Raw genomic sequence first — 16,012 nt, forward strand, 5'->3', positions numbered from 1 at the left:
CGCGCACCGACCAGCCCGACGAGAGCAGGAGACAGCATGGACGACGAGACCCGCCCCGGGCCCGCTGCGGCCGACACGGCCGCCGACCACCGGCTCCTCGAGCAGGCGCTCTACGAGGTCAAGCGGACCATCGTCGGGCAGGACGTGCTGCTCGAGCGGATGGTCGTCGCCCTCCTGGCGCGCGGCCACCTGCTCGTCGAGGGCGTGCCGGGCCTGGCCAAGACGATGGCGATCAAGACCCTCGCCGCCACCGTCGGTGGGGAGTTCCAGCGCATCCAGTTCACCCCCGACCTCGTGCCGGCCGACCTCGTCGGCACCCGGATCTGGAACCAGCGCGACGGCGAGTTCCAGGTGTCGCTCGGCCCGGTGTTCGCCAACCTCGTGCTCGCCGACGAGGTCAACCGCGCGCCCGCGAAGGTGCAGAGCGCCCTGCTCGAGGTCATGCAGGAGCGCCAGGTGACGATCGGCCGGCAGACCTACCCGGCACCCGACCCGTTCCTCGTCATGGCGACACAGAACCCCATCGAGTCCGAGGGCACCTACCAGCTGCCCGAGGCGCAGGTGGACCGGTTCATGCTCAAGGTCCTCATCGGCTACCCCTCTGCCGCAGAGGAGTTCGTCGTCGTCGAACGGCAGATCGCGGCCTCGGCCCCGACGGCCCAGGTGCTCGACCCCGACGTGCTCCGGCGCTTCCAGCACGAGGTCGACGAGGTGTACGTCGACCCGGCCGTCATCGAGTACGCCGTGCGGCTCGCGTCGGCGACGCGCGACCCGGCCTCGGTCGGGCGCGACGACCTGTCGCGGCTCGTGACCTACGGCGCCAGCCCCCGCGCGTCGATCAACCTCGTGCTCGCGGCCCGGGCGCTCGCCTTCCTGCGCGGGCGCGACTTCGCCCTGCCGACCGACGTGCACGAGCTCGCGCACGACGTGCTGCGCCACCGCGTCGTCCTGTCGTACGAGGCGCTCGCGGAGGACCTGTCGGCCGACCAGGTGCTCGCGCCGATCGTGGCCGCGGTGCCGGTGCCGGCGGTCCCGGTCCGCGAGCGTCGCACGGGCACAGGCGCCCCCGTCGGCGGCGCGGAGGACTCGTCATGGGCGCAGCCCCAGCCCTGACGCCGGAGCGGCTGCTCCGCCGGCTCGAGTGGCGCGTCGTGCGCCGCCTCGACGGCCTGCTCCAGGGCGACTACCGCAGCCTCTTCAAGGGCTCCGGCCTCGACTTCACCGACCTGCGCGAGTACGAGCCTGGCGACGACCTCCGGCACGTCGAGTGGAACGTCACGGCCCGCCTCGACGAGCCGTGGGTGCGCGAGTACGTCGAGGACCGCGAGGTGACGGCGTGGCTGCTGCTCGACGCGTCCCGCTCGATGGGCTTCGGCCCGGCCGACCGCAACAAGGACCTCGTCGTGGCCGAGGTGGCCACGACGCTGGCCCACCTGCTGACGCGGGGTGGCAGCCGCGTCGGGGCCGTGGTCCTCGACGCGGGTGTCGAGGCCGTCGTGCCGCCCGGGTCGGGGCGCACCCAGGTGCTGCGGATCGCGGGCGCCCTGCTCGCGCGCCGCGCCGCGCACGAGGCGGACGACGCGGACGACCCGGACGACGCGGGCACGACGTCAGCCGGCGCGGGGACCCGGCGCCGGTGGCGGGTCCTCGGGCGTCGGGGAGCCGGGACGCGTCCCGAGCCACCCGGGGTCACCGACCTCGGCGCCGGCCTCCGGGTGGTCGCCGGGCTCGCCCGCCGCCGCGGGGTGGTCGTCGTCGTCAGCGACTTCGTCAGCACTCCGGGCTGGGAGGCCGAGCTCGGGCGGCTCGCGCGGCGCCACGACCTCGTCGCCCTGCGGGTCAGCGACCCGCGCGAGCACGACCTGCCCAGCGTCGGGACGCTCTACGTCGAGGACCCCGAGACCGGGGAGCAGATCGTCGTCGACACCGACGACGACGCGTTCCGGGCGCGGGTGCGCCAGCTCGCGCAGGAACGCCGGGACGAGCTCGAGCGGCTGACGCGTCGGGCCGGGGCCGACCTGCACCACCTGTCGACCGACGAGGACCTCGTGCGGGCCCTCGTGCGCGTGGCTGCCTTGCGCCGCAGGCGGATCGGGGCGCTCCGACGATGACGCTGACCTGGCCGTGGATGCTGGTGGGGCTCGCGGTCCTGCCGGTGCTCGTCGTCGCCTACCGGCGGCTGCTCGACGGCCGGGCCGCCCGCGTGCGGGCCATGGCCGCCGAGGGGTTCGTCGTGGTGGAGCGGCGCGACCGCCTCCGGCACCTCGGCCCGGCGCTGCTGCTCGCCGCGCTCGCGCTGCTCGTCGCGGCACTGACGCGTCCGGTCGCGGCCGTGGCCGAGCCGCACCGCGAGGGCACCGTCGTGCTCGCGTTCGACGTGTCGAACAGCATGGCGGCCGCCGACCTCAAGCCGACGCGCCTCGAGGCGGCGAAGTCGGCGGCGCGGTCGTTCGTCGCGAAGCAGCCGGCGAGCGTGCGCATCGCCGTCGTCGCGTTCGGCGGCAGCGGCGTCGTGACCCAGCGCCCGACCGATGACCGGACCGCGGTGCTCGCCGCGATCGCCCGGCTGACACCGCAGAGCGACACGTCGCTGGCCGGGGGCATCCTCGGTGGCCTGAGCGCGATCGCGGGCCGGCCCGTGCACGCGCCGTCCGACACCGAGAACGGCGCCGCCGACGAGACGCCGATCGGCTACTACGGCGGCACGGCGATCGTCCTGCTCACCGACGGCGAGAACACGTCGGGCACCGACCCGCAGGAGCTCGCCGACCTCGCCTCCGCCGCCGGGGTGCGCATCGACCCGGTGGGGCTGGGGACGCCGGCCGGCACCGTCATCGAGGTGGACGGGTTCAGCATCGCGACGGCCCTCGACGAGACGGTCCTTCGCCAGATCGCCGACACGACCGGCGGCACGTACCGACGCGCGTCGGACGTGGCCACCCTTGCGGCCGTGTACGACTCGATCCAGCTGCAGTGGACGACGCGGTCGGTGCCCCACGAGATCACCTCGCTCGTCGCCGGGGTGGCCGCGCTGCTGCTGCTGGCCGGGGCCGGGGTCACGGTGCTGCGGCAGGGGCGGGTGGTCTAGGTGTCGTTCGGCCAGCCGCTGCTGCTGCTCCTCCTGCTCGCCGTGCCGGTGCTGCTCGCCGCCTACGTGTGGCAGCTGCGGCGCCGTCGCCGGCAGGCGGTTCGCTTCCCCGACGTCGCGCTGCTGCGGTCGGCGGGCGCGTCGCGTCGGTCGTGGCGCCGGCACCTGCCCGTGGCGCTCGTGCTCGGCGCGCTGGCGCTGCTCGGGGTGGGCAGCGCGCGCCCGACCGTCGAGGCCGACGTGTCGGCGTCGAGCTCGACGATCATCCTCGCCCTCGACGTGTCCGGGTCGATGTGCGCGACCGACGTGACGCCGAACCGGCTCAGCGCGGCCCAGGCGGCGGTGCGCGAGTTCGTGCGGCGCCAGGACGACGCGACGAAGGTCGGGCTCGTCGTCTTCTCCGGCTTCGCCCAGCTCGCCGTGCCCCCGACCGACGACCGGGACGCGCTGCTCGCGGCGATCGACACCGTGACGACCGGCCGCGGCACGACGATCGGCGCGGCCATCCTCCGCTCGGTCGACGCCATCGCCGAGCTCGACCCCGCCGTGCCGCCGAGCGACCCCGTCGCGGAGCCCTCGACCGACGGCGCCGGCACGCCCGACCCCACCCCGACGCCCACGGCGACGGGCGGCGAGGGCCCTGACGGGACGGCGCCCCGGACGCAGGGGGCGCCGGCGCCGGAGATCATCGTGCTCCTCACCGACGGGGCCAACACCCGCGGCGTCACGCCTGCGCAGGCGGCCGAGCAGGCGGCGGCACGTGGCGTCCGGGTGTACCCGATCGGCTTCGGCACGCGGAACCCGACGCGGCTGGCCTGCACCCTCGACCAGTACGGCGGCCTGCCGGGTCCGGGGTTCGGCCGCGACGTCAGCGGCGGTCCCGGCTCTCGCGCCGCCGACCTCGGTGGCCGCAACTTCCTCGTCGTCGACGAGGCGGCGCTGCGCGGCGTCGCGAAGACGACCGGGGGCGAGTACTTCGCAGCGCAGGACGCCGAGGGCCTGACGAAGGTGCTGGCCAACCTGCCGAAGCACGTCACCGTCACGCACCGCGTCGTCGACCTCAGCGCCGTCTTCGCCGGTGCCGCCGCGCTGCTGCTGCTCTACGGCGCGTGGGTCTCGCTGCGGCAGGGGTTCGGCGGCACGCGCGCGCGCCGGGCCTGACGCGTCCGGCCGCCGGACGCGTCGCGTCCGTCTCGCGCGTCAGCGGTGCCCCGAGCGGGCCAGCGTCACGAGGTCGCGCACGCCCGCCTCCGGCAGGTAGGCGCGGCTCAGGGCCAGCCCGATCCGCGGCAGGGCCGCCTCGTCGGGGAAGACGAGGTAGAGGGGCTCGGTGCGCGGCTGGAACTTCGCCTTGAAGGCGTGCAGCGACCGGAAGCCGTAGTACGGCTCGAGCGAGGCGCCGAGCCGGTCGAGGAAGGCATCGAGCGTGCCGCGGTCGAGGGTGTCGCCGTCGGCGGCGGGTACCGTCCGCGCCAGCGGGGCGCCCGAGAGCGACACCACGGAGCAGCCCTCGTCCTTGAAGGCGAGGCAGGCCGAGGCGATGAGGAACTCCATCGAGTACCGGAACCCGCCCGGCAGGCGGCGCATGACATCGAGGGTCCAGCCGGCCGGCTCGCCGCCACCGCTGGGGTGGAAGGGCATCCACGAGGTGACGCCGTGCACCGTCGTGTCGGCGTCGACGGCCAGGCCGACGCGGACGTTCGGGTCGAGCGCCTCGTCGACGCCGCCGAGCGTGAAGCCCATCTCGGGCAGCCCCTTGTCCTCGACCCAGTCCGAGGAGATCGCCTTGACCTGCATCTGCAGGCCCCGCGGCATGTCGACGAGCGACCCGAGCCGGAACTGCACGCCGAGCTTGGCGGCCTGGTTGAGCGCGGTGCGCACGTCCTGCCACGCCTTGCCGACGAAGTCGAGCGTGGGCAGGTCGATGCAGGCCTCCTCGGCCACCTGGAGGCAGTGCCAGCCCTGGGCCTGCGCGTGGCGCGACGCCTCCTCGGTGACGGTGAACAGGCACGGCACGAGGCCCTGTCCGTGAACGGTGTCGGCGAAGGCGCCGAGCAGCCTCGAACGCTCGGCCTCGGTGGCCGCCACGGGGTCGCACAGCCCGATGGCGACGCCGGCGTGGACGCGGTAGGCGACGTAGCCGGGCACGTCCCGGGGCACGAACCAGCGGTTCTCGGGCCACGTCGTCATCCAGGCGAGCCGGTTGACGGTGCCCTGGTCGCGGAGCAGCGCCGTGGCGCGCGAGCGCTGGTCGTCGTCGGCCGGGGCGACGAGGCTGCCCGTCGTGCGGCGGGCCCGGCGCGGCGAGGGGTTGCGGAAGGCGTGCCGGCCGACGATGAGCACCGCGAGGCCGAGGCTGTTGCCGACGATGTCCCACCCGGCCGCGAGCAGCCCCGGCTCGCCGACGACGATCATCCACACGTAGTTCGCGACCTGGAGGGCGAGCACGACGACGAGCAGCGCCATGGCCCAGCGCCACGCGCGTCGCCGCCCCTTGTAGAGCGACCGGGCCAGCCACAGCCACAGGACGATCTGCACGACCCCGAACCAGAAGTCGGGGTCGCTGAGCTCCTGCGCCCGGGCCGCCGGCGACATCGTCACGGCGAACGGGCCGTCGGCGTGGGTGAACGGGTGGAGGAACACCTCGACGGCGGCAACGACGAAGAACGCGCAGGCGAGGAGGCGGAAGTCGCGACGGGTCAGCTGCCGGATGCTGAAGGAGGGCGTCCGGCCCACGAGGTAGGGCCCGAGCAGCAGCCCGAACCCGACGCCGAGCACGTGCTCGAGGTCGGCGAGGGCGCCCATGTGGATGACGAAGAGCACGACGTAGGCGGCGAGCAGGGCTCGCGCGCGACCCCGCCACGGCGGCGTCAGCGTGACCGACGCGGCTGCCGCCGCCCCGAGGAAGCCCGCGGACGGGCCGGCGTCGCGCACGACGGACAGGGTCGTCGTCCACGCGTAGCCGTGGGCTCGGGTGAGCCAGAGGATCCCGGCCGAGCCGAGGACCGCCACGACGTGGCAGGCCAGGAGGGCGATCGCGGCGCGCCTCGTGCCCAGGCGCCACTCGGCGAACCCGCCGAAGAGCATGAGCCCCAGCAGGATCGGGACGTACTGGTAGGGCTTCGCCGCGAAGAACGCGCCCACGACGACGGTCCACCAGGCGCCGTCCTCCAGCGCCGGCAGCCCGTAGGTGATCGAGGCGTCGAGGGGTCGGCCGAGGAGCGGGTCCCACAGGGCCCGCGTCACGACTGCCAGGATCAGGACGATGACGACGAGGGCGCTCGTCAGGGGTAGGCGACGCATCACCGTCCGAAGACGGGACATGCCTCCATGCTCCCGCTCGTTCGCCCCGGGCGACACCCCGTTCCGGGATGTCGGCTATGCGCGGTCTGCGACCGGTGGCTGCCAGCCCTCGGGTGGCCCGCCCGGGTGCTCGTCGAGCCCACGCCGCAAGCGGGCGGCGAACGCCTCGAAGCTGCTCCGCGGCCACCCCTCCGGTGGCGCGACGGCCCCGACGCGCGTCACGCGGTGCCCCTTGAGCTCGGCCGGCAGGTCGGGCGCCGGCGTGGGGCGGTCGAACTGCGCCTCGACGCCGGACAGCCACGACTCCGCGGCCTCGGCGTCGCCCGCCAGCCACAGAGCGGCGGTCAGCAGCGGCGTCCGCCGCCACGGGCCGCGGCCGGCACGCAGCTCGGAGACGACAGCCTGAAGGCTCGTCCGTGCCTGCACCCAGGGCAGACCCGCCGCCCGGGCCGTCGTGGCCACGTCCTCGAAGACGCGTTCGTTGCCGTCGAGCGCCTCCGCGGCGATGAGCCAGTGACGCCTCGCCGAGTCCGCCTCCCCTTCCACGAGACCGAGCAGGGGCACGCTGACGGTGGCCTGCAGGTTGGGGCTCACGACGACGGCGCCCGTGAGCGCGCGGGCCACCGCCTCGACCCGCTCGTGCACCACGCCGATCGAGGGCGCGAGCCGCCACTGGTGGGGCAGGCCGCGGTCGGTCGCCAGCGACAGCCAGCCGAGCACCCCCGGCGCGACCGGTCGGGTGTAGACGTTCCCGGCGCGCTTGCGCCACCCGTCGGCGACGAGGACCGGGCGCGCCTTCGGCGTGGGGTCGGGCACGAGCGGAGGCTAGCGCCGTCCCCTTCCCGACGAGGCCACTTCGACGCACCTGAGTCGGCCGAAGGGACCGTTGGGGTGCGAGGCGGCCATCTGCGGCAGGCGTCCTCGGGCGCGGACACGGTTGACTTGGGCCCGTGACGACCCGACTGCTCCTGATCGCCGACACCCACCTGCCGAAGCGGGCCAAGGACCTGCCCGCCCAGGTGTGGCGGGCCGTCGAGGAGGCCGACCTCGTGGTGCACGCCGGCGACTGGGTCGACGTCGCGACGCTCGACGCCCTCGAGGCGCGGGCCCGGCGTCTCGTGGGGGTCGTGGGCAACAACGACCACGGCGTCCTGCGCGAGCGGCTGCCGGAGTTCGCGTCGTTCGAGGTGGAGGGTGTCCGCTTCGGGGTGGTCCACGAGACGGGCTCGGCGTCGGGCCGGGAGGCGCGCTGCGAGGCGACCTATCCCGACCTCGACGTCCTCGTCTTCGGCCACAGCCACATCCCGTGGGACACGACCTCACCGCGCGGGCTGCGGCTGCTCAACCCCGGCTCGCCCACCGACCGCCGCCGTCAGCCGGCGTGCACGTACCTGACGGCCACGGTCGAGGACGGCGAGCTCGGCGAGGTCGTGCTCCACGAGATCCGACGCGGGTAGGTGGGCCTGCGGCCCGGGCGGCTCGCGCTCCGGGCGCCGTTCGTCCGGAACCGGTGCGAGCATGCGGACATGAGCCCGACGACACCGGCACCCAGCGAGGCCCGCGTCACGTGGCCGCAGGCCCTGGCCTGGCGGCTGGAACGGCACCTGCTCGACCCGGTCGGGCCGGCCTCGGCGCCCGAGGTCGTGCGCCGGCTCGGGGCGGTGCTGTCGATGGACGAGTCGCTCGCCGACCTCGCCGTCTGCAGCCGCAGCACGAGCGCACGACCCGGCGACCTCGCTCGGGCGCTCGCGGAGGGAACGGTCGTCAAGGCCTACGCCTTCCGCGGGTCGATGCACTACCTCGCACCGGAGGACGGCGGGATCTACCTCTCCCTCCGGATGGCCGGGCGACAGTGGGAGCTGCCGAGCTGGGTGGAGTACTACCGCCTGAAGCCATCGGACTGGCCCGACTTCCGGGCGGCGGTCCGTGATGCCCTGGCCGACGGGCCACGGACGATCACCGAGATCGGCGCGGCCGTCACGCGGCGCAAGGCCTACCGGCACCTCGAGCCGGTCTTCGACGAGGGTGCCGGCACGCTCGTCAAGCCGCTGACGTGGCACGGCGACATGAGCTTCGGCCCGCCCCGCGACGGGCGGCACACCTTCCAGCGCCTCGACACCAACCCGCGCTGGGCCGGCGTCCCCGACCTCGACGACGCCGGGCCGCGCGCCGTCACGGCCTACCTGGGCACGTACGGCCCGGCGACGATCGACCACGTCCACCACTGGCTCGGGGCGGGCCTCAGCGCCGGTCGCAAGCGGCTCGACCGGTGGATCTCGGGCCTCGGTGACGCGCTGGCCGCGGTCGACGTCGAGGGCACGACGGCGTACGTCGTGCGCGAGGACCTCGAGTCGCTCTGCGCCGCAACGCCGTCCGACGCCGTGCGGTTCCTCCCGGGGCACGACCAGTGGGTGATGGGCGTCGGCACCAAGGACGAGCAGGTCGTGCAGCCACCCCTGCGGCAGGAGATGACCCGCAAGGCCAACCCGGTCGTCGTCGGCGGCGTCGTGCGCGGCACGTGGGCGCGCAAGGGCGACGAGCTGACGATCACCTGGTGCGACCGCGGCACGCGCCCCGACGCGTCGATCCGTCACGAGGCCGCCCGCCTCGGCCAGATCCTCCACCGCGACCTCCGGGTATCCCTCGACTGACGCCTGACCGCGTCGAACGGCTCCTCGCGGTCGGCGGCACCGCGAACCGCGCGGACCTCAGCGCATGCGCCGCGCCCGGCTCCTCAACGAGCCGCGACGCGGCTCCTTCGGGTCCGGTCGAGGCTGCTCCGTGTCGGCCTGCCTCCGCGAGAGCGCCTCGAGCAGATCGCGGTGTCGCCGCGCGCGCAGGGCTCGGCGCTCCTTCCGGGCGACGTGGTTCGCGGCGAGCAGCGCAACGAGAGGCCCGATGATGGAGCCGACGAGGATCACCGTCGCCGGCCTGCCGTGGTCGGTGGTCGCGTAGTACACGAGCCCGCCGACGACGAGCAGCCCGTAGAACAGACGGATGCCGGCGGCCCGACGCCTGATCGCCGGGTAGGCGAGCAGCACGCCGACCAGGGGCGCATGAGCCAGACAGAGCATGATCGTGCTCAGCGCGGCCGAGTGGGCGCCCGGGCGCGTGTAGGACCCGTACGCCCAGGACAGACACAGGCCGAACAGGAGGGCGTTGACGGCCAGGGCGACCTGCCTCCGAGGCGAGGTCTGGGGTGCGGCTGCCATCGATCCACTCCTGTGCACGGCGCCTGACGGGACCTGGTGAGGGTGCCACGGGACTCCCGGATCGGGGGCGAAAACGGGCAGATGCCCTCGCGTCCTGAGGTGGCTCGCCTCGTGGAGCAGTGCAGAGGGCGGCGGTCCACCGGCAGGCTCGCAGGTTCGGTCGCGCACGAGGGTGGGCTGCGCGGCTAGCGTTCGGGCGTGAGCACCCATGGCCAGCAGCCAGACCCGGTCTTCGACGTCGACGCCGATCGCGCGGCGGTGCGGGAGGTGGTGGACACGTTTCTCGACGCGTTCCGGTCGGGTCCGGAATCGCCGCAGCGGCTCGACCGGCTGCGGACGCTCCTGCTCCCGCAGGCGATCGTCGTCCGCACGTGCGGCCTCGACCTCGGCGTGTACGACGTCGAGTCGTTCATCGCGCCGCGCGCGGCCCTCCTGTCCGGCGGTTCGCTCGTCGACTTCCACGAGTGGTCGCTCGCCGGGCGCATCGACGTGTTCGGCGACATCGCCGCCTGGTTCGGCGCCTACGCGAAGGAGGGCGTCCACGACGGCGCGCCGACCGCCGGCCGCGGCATGAAGTCGGTGCAGCTCGTCCGCACGCCGGCGGGCTGGCGGATCAGCGCCGTCGCGTGGGACGACGAGCGTCCGGGCCTCACCCTGCCGCTCACCTGACCCGACCCCGTGTCGTGCCCGCCGGGAGGTGCGCATGCTCGGAGCACGGCCATCGACCTGCACCGGCATTGGTTCCGCGACCGCGTCAGTACTCGCCCTTGATGACGAAGTACGAGCCGCGGATCGTGCCGGCGAGCCTGGACTTCTGACGCGCGAACTTGAAGGCCGACAGCTCCTCCGGCACGTCCATCCCGTCGCACAGCTTGAACCCGACGGCCCGCTTGCCGCCGTCGGCGACGGTGTACATGACGTTGATCGACAGGCCCGACTCGTAGAAGACGTAGGCCATCCGGATGCCGTCGACCTCGAACGCCGTGGCCTCGAGCGCCGGCGAGCCGATGACGAGGTCGCGCTCCTCCTTCAGCACCCGACTGACGAAGTCGACCGTGTCCTTCGCCTCGGCCGCCGGCTCGGTGGTGAAGGTGTGGTCGTACTTGTTCCGGTAGTACCGGGCCTCGTTGGCGCGCAGCCCCGCCAGCGCCTCGGCGTGCGGGGAGGACTCCAGCCCGACGGTGGAGACCTCGGTGAAGTCGACGACGTAGGACATGACCACCTCCGGTTGTGACGCCTGGTGGTCACGAGGCTAGTCCCGCCCGGTCCCGCCCGGTCCCCCGCGGCGTCGGCGGATCGGTCTAGGGTCGGCGACATGGCGCTGACGGAGCTGTCGATCGACCAGGCACGACGCGTCGCGGTGCACGCGCAGCTGCTCGACGCCCCACGCCCCACCGACCTGCTCGAGGTCGTCGACCGGCTGACGATGCTGCAGATCGACCCCACGGCGGCCGTCGCCCCGAGCGCCGACCTCGTCCTCTGGTCGCGGCTCGGCCCGGCCTACCGGCCCGAGCAGCTGACGGCGGCGCTCGACGACCGACGCCTCCACGAGACCGTCGCCTACGTCCGGCCGCCCGGCGACGTCTCGGCGGTCGTCGCGGAGTGGGTCGGGCGCGAGTTCCACCCGGCGATGATCGAGTGGATGGCGGCCAACGACCAGTTCCGCCGCGACATCCTCGAGCGCCTCGAGAAGGACGGACCGCTCCTGTCGCGCGACATCCCCGACACGAGCGCCGTGCCGTGGCCCTCGAGCGGCTGGACCAACAACCGCAACGTCACCAAGATGCTCGAGTCGATGGCCCGCCGCGGCCAGATCGCGATCGCCGGACGCAAGGGCCGCCAGCGCTACTTCGACCTGCCCGAGCGGGTCTACGGCGGGCCGCTCGACCCGCTCACGCACGAGGACGCCACGCGGTTCCGCAACGAGCGCCGCCTCGCCGCCCTCGGCATCGCCCGCGCCAGCGGCCCGGAGCTGCCCGGCGAGCAGGCCTACGTCGGCGACGCCGGCCTCGAGGTCACGGTCGCCGGCACGCCGGGCACGTGGCGGGTCCACGAGCCCCACCTCGAGGCGGTCGACGCGTCGTTCACGGGCCGCACGGCCCTGCTGTCACCGTTCGACCAGCTAGTCCACAACCGCACCCGCGCCGAGCAGCTGTGGGGCTTCGAGTACTACCTCGAGATGTACAAGCCGAAGGAGCAGCGCCGGTGGGGCTACTTCGCCCTGCCGGTCCTGCACGGCGATCGCCTCGTCGGCAAGCTCGACGCCCAGGCCGACCGCAAGGCCGGCGTGCTCGTCGTCAACGCCGTCCACGAGGACGTCCCGTTCACCAAGGCCATGGCCCGCGACGTCGACCGTGAGATCGTCGACCTCGCCGCGTGGCTCGGGCTCGAGGTCAGCCGCGGCTGACGCCCTCGAGACCCTCGATCTGCTCGACGCGTCGGTGCCCGTTCGACGCGGCCGGCGGCGACGCGTCTGGGGTGACGAGCCCGTCGGCGGCGTCGCCGTTGCGCTCGGCGCGCCGGTCAGCGGCCCGCTTGGCCCCGTTGGTGCGGTAGCCGCGCACGGCACGTTTCGACTGGGACGAGAGCACCGACTGGTCGCTCTGGTGCGACAGCGCGGACGCGTTCGACATGTTCGACAGGAACGAGAAGGCGCTCATCGAGGAGCCCACCGACAGCAGCGACGCGAACGAGCCGATGCTCCCGACGGACAGGATCGACCCGACGCTGCCGATCGACAGGATCGACCCCGTGGAGCCGATGGACAGGAACGAGTCGCGCGAGGCGATCGACCACTTCCCGCGCAGCGCTCTGGGAACGGTGGGCATGGCTCGATCCTAGGCACGCCTCCTGGGATTTCGGGCGGTTGCGGCACGTCAGGTATCCGAGGCCCGAGACGGCGCAGCGGCGTCAGGTCGCCCGGTGCCGTTCCGCGAGCACTGCGGCGACGCGTCCGATGAGCTCGTACGGGACGGGCTGGTCGTAGAAGAACTGCACGGTGTCCTTGCTCGCCCGGTACGGCGCGATCTGCGCCTCGAGCTCGGGGTCGAGCGCGCCGACGGGGTAGAGCCCGACGTGCTTCTTCCAGCCGGCGAAGTGGATGCCGTACCGGTCGGCGAACATCAGTGCCGGCATGCCGTAGCGGATCTTCTCCTCGGCACCGGGCAGCGCGGCGCGGAGCGTCGCGCACACCTGCTCGAGCACCTGGCGCGGCCCGTCCGGGAAGCCGGCCACGTAGTCGTCCACCGTCGCTGCCTGCACCATCGCTCCCCCTCGGGTCGTCCGCTGCCGCACCCATCCTCGCCGACCGACGGCCCGGGCGGAATGGCCCGTTCGCCGGACAGGAAGTCGACCCGCGCCTACCGTGAACGCGTCGCAGCCACAGGGGCGGCCGGCACCGCAGGGGGACACGGACATGCGTCGACGCAGCAACGGGCTCGTCGCCCTCGTCGGGCTCGCCCTGGTCACGGGTGTCGCCGGCGTGGCCACCCGGTCGCCGGGCGACCTCCCCGACGCGTCGGTCGGGGTCACCGTCACCTACACGCCCGGGGCGAGCGCACCGTCCGGGCCGGACGCGGCGACGTCCGTGCCGCCGTCGTCGGACGCCTCCACCGCCGCCGCCGACGCGCAGAAGGCCGCCGACGCCAGGGCAGCAGCCGAGCGGGCGGCGGCCGCGAAGGCCGCGAAGGCTGCGGCGGACCGGGCCGCGCGGGAGAAGGCCGCAGCCGCACAGGCGGCGGCCGATCGGGCGAAGGCCGCCGCGGCGACCTGGGCGGTGACGAAGGTCGTCGACGGAGACACCATCTGGGTCGAGCGCGACGGGCAGCGGGCGAAGGTCCGGTTCATCGGCATCGACACCCCCGAGACCGGCCAGTGCGGCTTCACCGAGGCCCGCAACGCCCTGCGCGCGATCATCGGCGGCCAGCGCGTCACGTTGACCGCCGGTGCGCGCGACGACGTCGACCGGTACGGCCGGCTGCTGCGCTACGTCGACGTGAACGGCGTCGACGCCGGGCTGCGGCTCGTCAGGCAGGGCTTCGCGATCGCCCGCTACGACTCCCGCGACGGCTACGGCCGGCACACCCGCGAGGCCGCCTACGTGCGCGCCGACGCCGTGAGCCCCAGGGCCGCGTGCATCCCGCCGGGTGGGACCTCCGCAGGCAGCGGCGGCTCGGGCGGGTCCGACACGTCGAGCGGCGCGTGGCCGCTGCCCGGCGACGAGCACCCGTGCCCGCAGAGCCGCCCGGTCAAGGGCAACGAGAACTCGATGATCGCCCACGAGCCGGGCGACCGGTACTACGGCGTCACCGACCCCGAGCAGTGCTTCGCGACGATGGACGACGCCGTCGCCGCCGGTTTCCGCCCCGCCAAGGTCTGACCCCGCGCCCGACCGCCCGACCGCCCAACCGCCCGACCGCCCGACCGCCCGACCGCCCGACCGCCCGACCGCCCGACCAGCGCAACACACCGAGTAGTTGCCAGCTCCGGCTGAAATAACCCGGACGGCTTGGCAACTACTCGGTGTGTTGCAGGCGGGGGTCGGGGTGAATTTCCGTTTGCCGGGAACGGACCGGGGCGGCATCCTCGCCGGATGGGTGGGGGTCACGCGGTCGGGGTCCGGATCGGCTACGTCCAGGCGCCCGAGCACATCCGGCGGTGGGTGACCGCGCGGCTCGGCGGCGACGTCGAGTCGGTCGTGGACTGCGTCGGCGGCATGTCACCGGGGCCGGCCGCCCGGGTGCGCACCGCTTCGGGCGCAGCCGCGTTCGTCAAGGCCTGCGGCAGCGACCTCAACCCGGTCACCCCCGAGCTGCTCCGCACCGAGGCGAGGGCCCTGGCCGCGCTTCCGGTGCACGCGTCGCTCCCGCGGCTGCTCGAGGTCTTCGACGACGGCGACTGGGTGGCGCTCCTCATCGAGGACCTTGACGGGTCCTCGCCGCCGGCCCCTTGGCGCCACGTCGATCTGGCCCGGGTGACCGACGCCCTCGTCGAGCTGCGCCCGGTCCTCGACACGGTGCGGCTCGACGGTCTGCTCTCAGCACGGGAGTCGTCGCCGGTCTTCGCTACGAGATGGCGCGAGCTGGAGACGCGCCTCGACCTGGTCGACCCGTGGTGGGGCGAGCACCACGACGCGCTGGCCGGGCACGCCGCCCGGGCCGTGGAGCTCATCGACGGCACGGCCCTGCTGCACTGGGACATCCGCGCCGACAACGTCGTCGTCACGCCCGACCGCACGGTGCTGGTCGACTGGGGCCAGCTGCGTCGTGGCGGCGCCTGGATGGACCACGCCATGCTCGCCCTCGACGGCTCGATGAGCGGCAGTGAGGTGTCGACCGGCGAGCTGGCGACGCTCGACCCCGTCCTGCGCGGCCGCGACCCCGGCGACCTGCTCGCCGTCGCGGCCGCGGCCGCGATGGCCTTCGCGGCCCGGGCGACCGAACCGTCCCACCCGAGCCTGCCGACGCTGACCGCGACGAGCGCACGCTGGGCCGACTCGCTGCGTCCCTACCTCGAACAGGCCCTCGCCGACGCCGACTGAGCCGCCTCTCGACCCACCCCGGGTGGACGTGCGCGGCGTCAGTCGCCGAGCTCGAGGATGCAGGCGGTGCCGACGTCGACGAAGCCGACGCGACGGTAGATGTCGGCCGCGGCGTCGGATCCCGCCGTGAGGAAGACGAGGTCGACGCCCTGCCTACGACACTCGGCGACGAGCGTCCGGGTGACGGCGCTGCCGTGACCGCGGCCGCGGTGCTTCGGCGGGACGGCGATGCCCATGAGCTCGGCGACGTCACCCCTGGGGGCGGCCGACCCGGCGCCGCAGAGGCGTCCGTTCTCGAACGAGGCGACGACGACGAGGTCGCCGCGCTGGATGAGCTCGGGGCGCTTGCCGGTGTCCTTCGGCTCGACGACGTCGCGCTCGCCGAAGCCGGCCGACACCGTTCCCACGGCGAGGGCCAGGTGCGGCTCGGCCGGACGCAGGGCGCGGGCGCGCGGGTCGGGCTCCACGGGCACGTCGGCCGGCAGCACGAGCAGCGGGTAGCGACGCGGCTCGTACCCGGCCGCCCGGACCGCGGGCAGCAGCGTCGGCGTGACGTCGTCGACCCACTCGACGGCCCGGGGCACGTCGAGGGCCGCCTGGCGCGACAGCACCCGCTCGACGTTCGAGGCCGTGAAGACGTCGTGGCCGCCGAGGCGCGGCCGGGCGTAGAACTGCCAGCCGGTGCCCGCCTCGGCGACGAAGAGCGTGAACGGGCCGACCTCCTCGGCGGTCGTCACCGCGCGCGGGACGAGGTCGTAGTACGCCTCGACGCGGGGCAGGCGCGGGTCGGTGCGGCCCGGCAGGCTGCGCACGCGGGAGGTCGTCATGCGGCGAGGATGGCACCGCGCTCCCGGAGGGGCCACCCAATTG

17 protein-coding genes are annotated in these 16,012 nt (G+C 74.2%); 10 read left to right on the plus strand and 7 right to left on the minus strand.

Annotation, left to right across the window (positions count from 1 at the left end):
• Positions 1 to 36 precede the first annotated feature (36 nt).
• The 4 genes from BIV28_RS17815 to BIV28_RS17830 are packed head-to-tail and all read left to right on the plus strand — an operon-like array spanning position 37 to position 4,249.
• Positions 37 to 1,113: an AAA family ATPase gene (locus tag BIV28_RS17815; RefSeq protein ID WP_076263868.1), complete on the plus strand. Its 1,077-nt coding sequence runs from the start codon at positions 37 to 39 to the stop codon at positions 1,111 to 1,113.
• Positions 1,092 to 2,111: a DUF58 domain-containing protein gene (locus BIV28_RS17820; RefSeq protein WP_076263869.1), complete on the plus strand. Its 1,020-nt coding sequence runs from the start codon at positions 1,092 to 1,094 to the stop codon at positions 2,109 to 2,111. The genes BIV28_RS17815 and BIV28_RS17820 overlap by 22 nt, the downstream gene beginning before the upstream one ends.
• Positions 2,108 to 3,088, plus strand: coding sequence for a vWA domain-containing protein (locus BIV28_RS17825; protein WP_076263870.1), 981 nt, complete (start codon positions 2,108 to 2,110; stop codon positions 3,086 to 3,088). Before BIV28_RS17820 ends, BIV28_RS17825 begins: the two co-directional genes overlap by 4 nt.
• Positions 3,089 to 4,249, plus strand: a complete 1,161-nt coding sequence (locus tag BIV28_RS17830; protein ID WP_076263871.1) for a VWA domain-containing protein — start codon at positions 3,089 to 3,091, stop codon at positions 4,247 to 4,249.
• Between the two features lie 39 nt (positions 4,250 to 4,288).
• Here the strand turns inward: BIV28_RS17830 and BIV28_RS17835 are convergent, their stop codons facing one another.
• Positions 4,289 to 6,412 (minus strand): bifunctional lysylphosphatidylglycerol flippase/synthetase MprF, encoded by a 2,124-nt coding sequence (locus BIV28_RS17835; protein WP_076263872.1) that lies wholly within the window; start codon positions 6,410 to 6,412, stop codon positions 4,289 to 4,291.
• Between the two features lie 54 nt (positions 6,413 to 6,466).
• Positions 6,467 to 7,207: a hypothetical protein gene (locus tag BIV28_RS17840; RefSeq protein WP_076263873.1), complete on the minus strand. Its 741-nt coding sequence runs from the start codon at positions 7,205 to 7,207 to the stop codon at positions 6,467 to 6,469.
• A gap of 134 nt (positions 7,208 to 7,341) precedes the next feature.
• On the opposite strand from BIV28_RS17840, the gene BIV28_RS17845 reads away from it, so the two are divergent.
• The gene (locus BIV28_RS17845) at positions 7,342 to 7,848 is read left to right on the plus strand and encodes a metallophosphoesterase family protein (RefSeq protein WP_076263874.1); all 507 of its coding nucleotides are present in this window, start codon (positions 7,342 to 7,344) and stop codon (positions 7,846 to 7,848) included.
• A gap of 69 nt (positions 7,849 to 7,917) precedes the next feature.
• Positions 7,918 to 9,042: a DNA glycosylase AlkZ-like family protein gene (locus BIV28_RS17850; protein WP_076263938.1), complete on the plus strand. Its 1,125-nt coding sequence runs from the start codon at positions 7,918 to 7,920 to the stop codon at positions 9,040 to 9,042.
• Between the two features lie 57 nt (positions 9,043 to 9,099).
• Here the strand turns inward: BIV28_RS17850 and BIV28_RS17855 are convergent, their stop codons facing one another.
• Positions 9,100 to 9,603: a hypothetical protein gene (locus BIV28_RS17855; RefSeq protein ID WP_076263875.1), complete on the minus strand. Its 504-nt coding sequence runs from the start codon at positions 9,601 to 9,603 to the stop codon at positions 9,100 to 9,102.
• A 198-nt stretch (positions 9,604 to 9,801) separates the two neighbouring features.
• On the opposite strand from BIV28_RS17855, the gene BIV28_RS17860 reads away from it, so the two are divergent.
• Positions 9,802 to 10,272 (plus strand): DUF4440 domain-containing protein, encoded by a 471-nt coding sequence (locus BIV28_RS17860; RefSeq protein ID WP_076263876.1) that lies wholly within the window; start codon positions 9,802 to 9,804, stop codon positions 10,270 to 10,272.
• An 85-nt stretch (positions 10,273 to 10,357) separates the two neighbouring features.
• On the opposite strand, the gene BIV28_RS17865 is transcribed toward BIV28_RS17860, so the two are convergent.
• A complete protein-coding gene (locus tag BIV28_RS17865; protein ID WP_076263877.1) occupies positions 10,358 to 10,819 on the minus strand; it encodes a phage tail protein in 462 nt (153 codons plus the stop codon).
• 99 nt (positions 10,820 to 10,918) lie between these two features.
• On the opposite strand from BIV28_RS17865, the gene BIV28_RS17870 reads away from it, so the two are divergent.
• Positions 10,919 to 12,010 carry a DNA glycosylase AlkZ-like family protein gene (locus tag BIV28_RS17870; protein WP_207556078.1) on the plus strand — a complete coding sequence of 364 codons (1,092 nt, stop codon included), beginning with the start codon at positions 10,919 to 10,921 and terminating at the stop codon, positions 12,008 to 12,010.
• Here the strand turns inward: BIV28_RS17870 and BIV28_RS20110 are convergent.
• Positions 11,997 to 12,431, minus strand: coding sequence for a hypothetical protein (locus BIV28_RS20110; protein WP_207556079.1), 435 nt, complete (start codon positions 12,429 to 12,431; stop codon positions 11,997 to 11,999). The genes BIV28_RS17870 and BIV28_RS20110 overlap by 14 nt on opposite strands.
• Positions 12,432 to 12,513: 82 nt before the next feature.
• The gene (locus BIV28_RS17880) at positions 12,514 to 12,867 is read right to left on the minus strand and encodes an iron chaperone (protein ID WP_076263878.1); all 354 of its coding nucleotides are present in this window, start codon (positions 12,865 to 12,867) and stop codon (positions 12,514 to 12,516) included.
• Positions 12,868 to 13,018: 151 nt separating this feature from the next.
• On the opposite strand from BIV28_RS17880, the gene BIV28_RS20115 reads away from it, so the two are divergent.
• Together BIV28_RS20115 and BIV28_RS17895 are read left to right on the plus strand one after the other, a co-directional pair.
• Positions 13,019 to 13,981: a thermonuclease family protein gene (locus BIV28_RS20115; RefSeq protein WP_207556080.1), complete on the plus strand. Its 963-nt coding sequence runs from the start codon at positions 13,019 to 13,021 to the stop codon at positions 13,979 to 13,981.
• A gap of 213 nt (positions 13,982 to 14,194) precedes the next feature.
• Complete coding sequence (locus tag BIV28_RS17895) at positions 14,195 to 15,142, plus strand: phosphotransferase family protein (protein WP_076263880.1); 948 nt, start codon at positions 14,195 to 14,197, stop codon at positions 15,140 to 15,142.
• A 38-nt stretch (positions 15,143 to 15,180) separates the two neighbouring features.
• Here the strand turns inward: BIV28_RS17895 and BIV28_RS17900 are convergent, their stop codons facing one another.
• Entirely contained in the window at positions 15,181 to 15,969 is a 789-nt protein-coding gene (locus BIV28_RS17900; RefSeq protein WP_076263881.1) for a GNAT family N-acetyltransferase, read from the minus strand.
• Positions 15,970 to 16,012: the final 43 nt, after the last annotated feature.

The organism is Intrasporangium flavum (genome assembly GCF_001956915.1).
Taxonomy (GTDB): Bacteria; Actinomycetota; Actinomycetes; order Actinomycetales; family Dermatophilaceae; genus Monashia; species Monashia flava.

Bases quoted from the DNA above. Each gene is read 5' to 3' on its own strand.
- BIV28_RS17815 (WP_076263868.1), top strand. From the start codon at position 37: ATGGACGACGAGACCCGCCCCGGGCCCGCTGCGGCCGACACGGCCGCC.
- BIV28_RS17820 (WP_076263869.1), top strand. From the start codon at position 1,092: ATGGGCGCAGCCCCAGCCCTGACGCCGGAGCGGCTGCTCCGCCGGCTC.
- BIV28_RS17825 (WP_076263870.1), top strand. From the start codon at position 2,108: ATGACGCTGACCTGGCCGTGGATGCTGGTGGGGCTCGCGGTCCTGCCG.
- BIV28_RS17835 (WP_076263872.1), bottom strand. From the start codon at position 6,412: ATGTCCCGTCTTCGGACGGTGATGCGTCGCCTACCCCTGACGAGCGCC.
- BIV28_RS17850 (WP_076263938.1), top strand. From the start codon at position 7,918: ATGAGCCCGACGACACCGGCACCCAGCGAGGCCCGCGTCACGTGGCCG.
- BIV28_RS17855 (WP_076263875.1), bottom strand. From the start codon at position 9,603: ATGGCAGCCGCACCCCAGACCTCGCCTCGGAGGCAGGTCGCCCTGGCC.
- BIV28_RS17865 (WP_076263877.1), bottom strand. From the start codon at position 10,819: ATGTCCTACGTCGTCGACTTCACCGAGGTCTCCACCGTCGGGCTGGAG.
- BIV28_RS17870 (WP_207556078.1), top strand. From the start codon at position 10,919: ATGGCGCTGACGGAGCTGTCGATCGACCAGGCACGACGCGTCGCGGTG.
- BIV28_RS20110 (WP_207556079.1), bottom strand. From the start codon at position 12,431: ATGCCCACCGTTCCCAGAGCGCTGCGCGGGAAGTGGTCGATCGCCTCG.
- BIV28_RS17880 (WP_076263878.1), bottom strand. From the start codon at position 12,867: ATGGTGCAGGCAGCGACGGTGGACGACTACGTGGCCGGCTTCCCGGAC.
- BIV28_RS20115 (WP_207556080.1), top strand. From the start codon at position 13,019: ATGCGTCGACGCAGCAACGGGCTCGTCGCCCTCGTCGGGCTCGCCCTG.
- BIV28_RS17895 (WP_076263880.1), top strand. From the start codon at position 14,195: ATGGGTGGGGGTCACGCGGTCGGGGTCCGGATCGGCTACGTCCAGGCG.
- BIV28_RS17900 (WP_076263881.1), bottom strand. From the start codon at position 15,969: ATGACGACCTCCCGCGTGCGCAGCCTGCCGGGCCGCACCGACCCGCGC.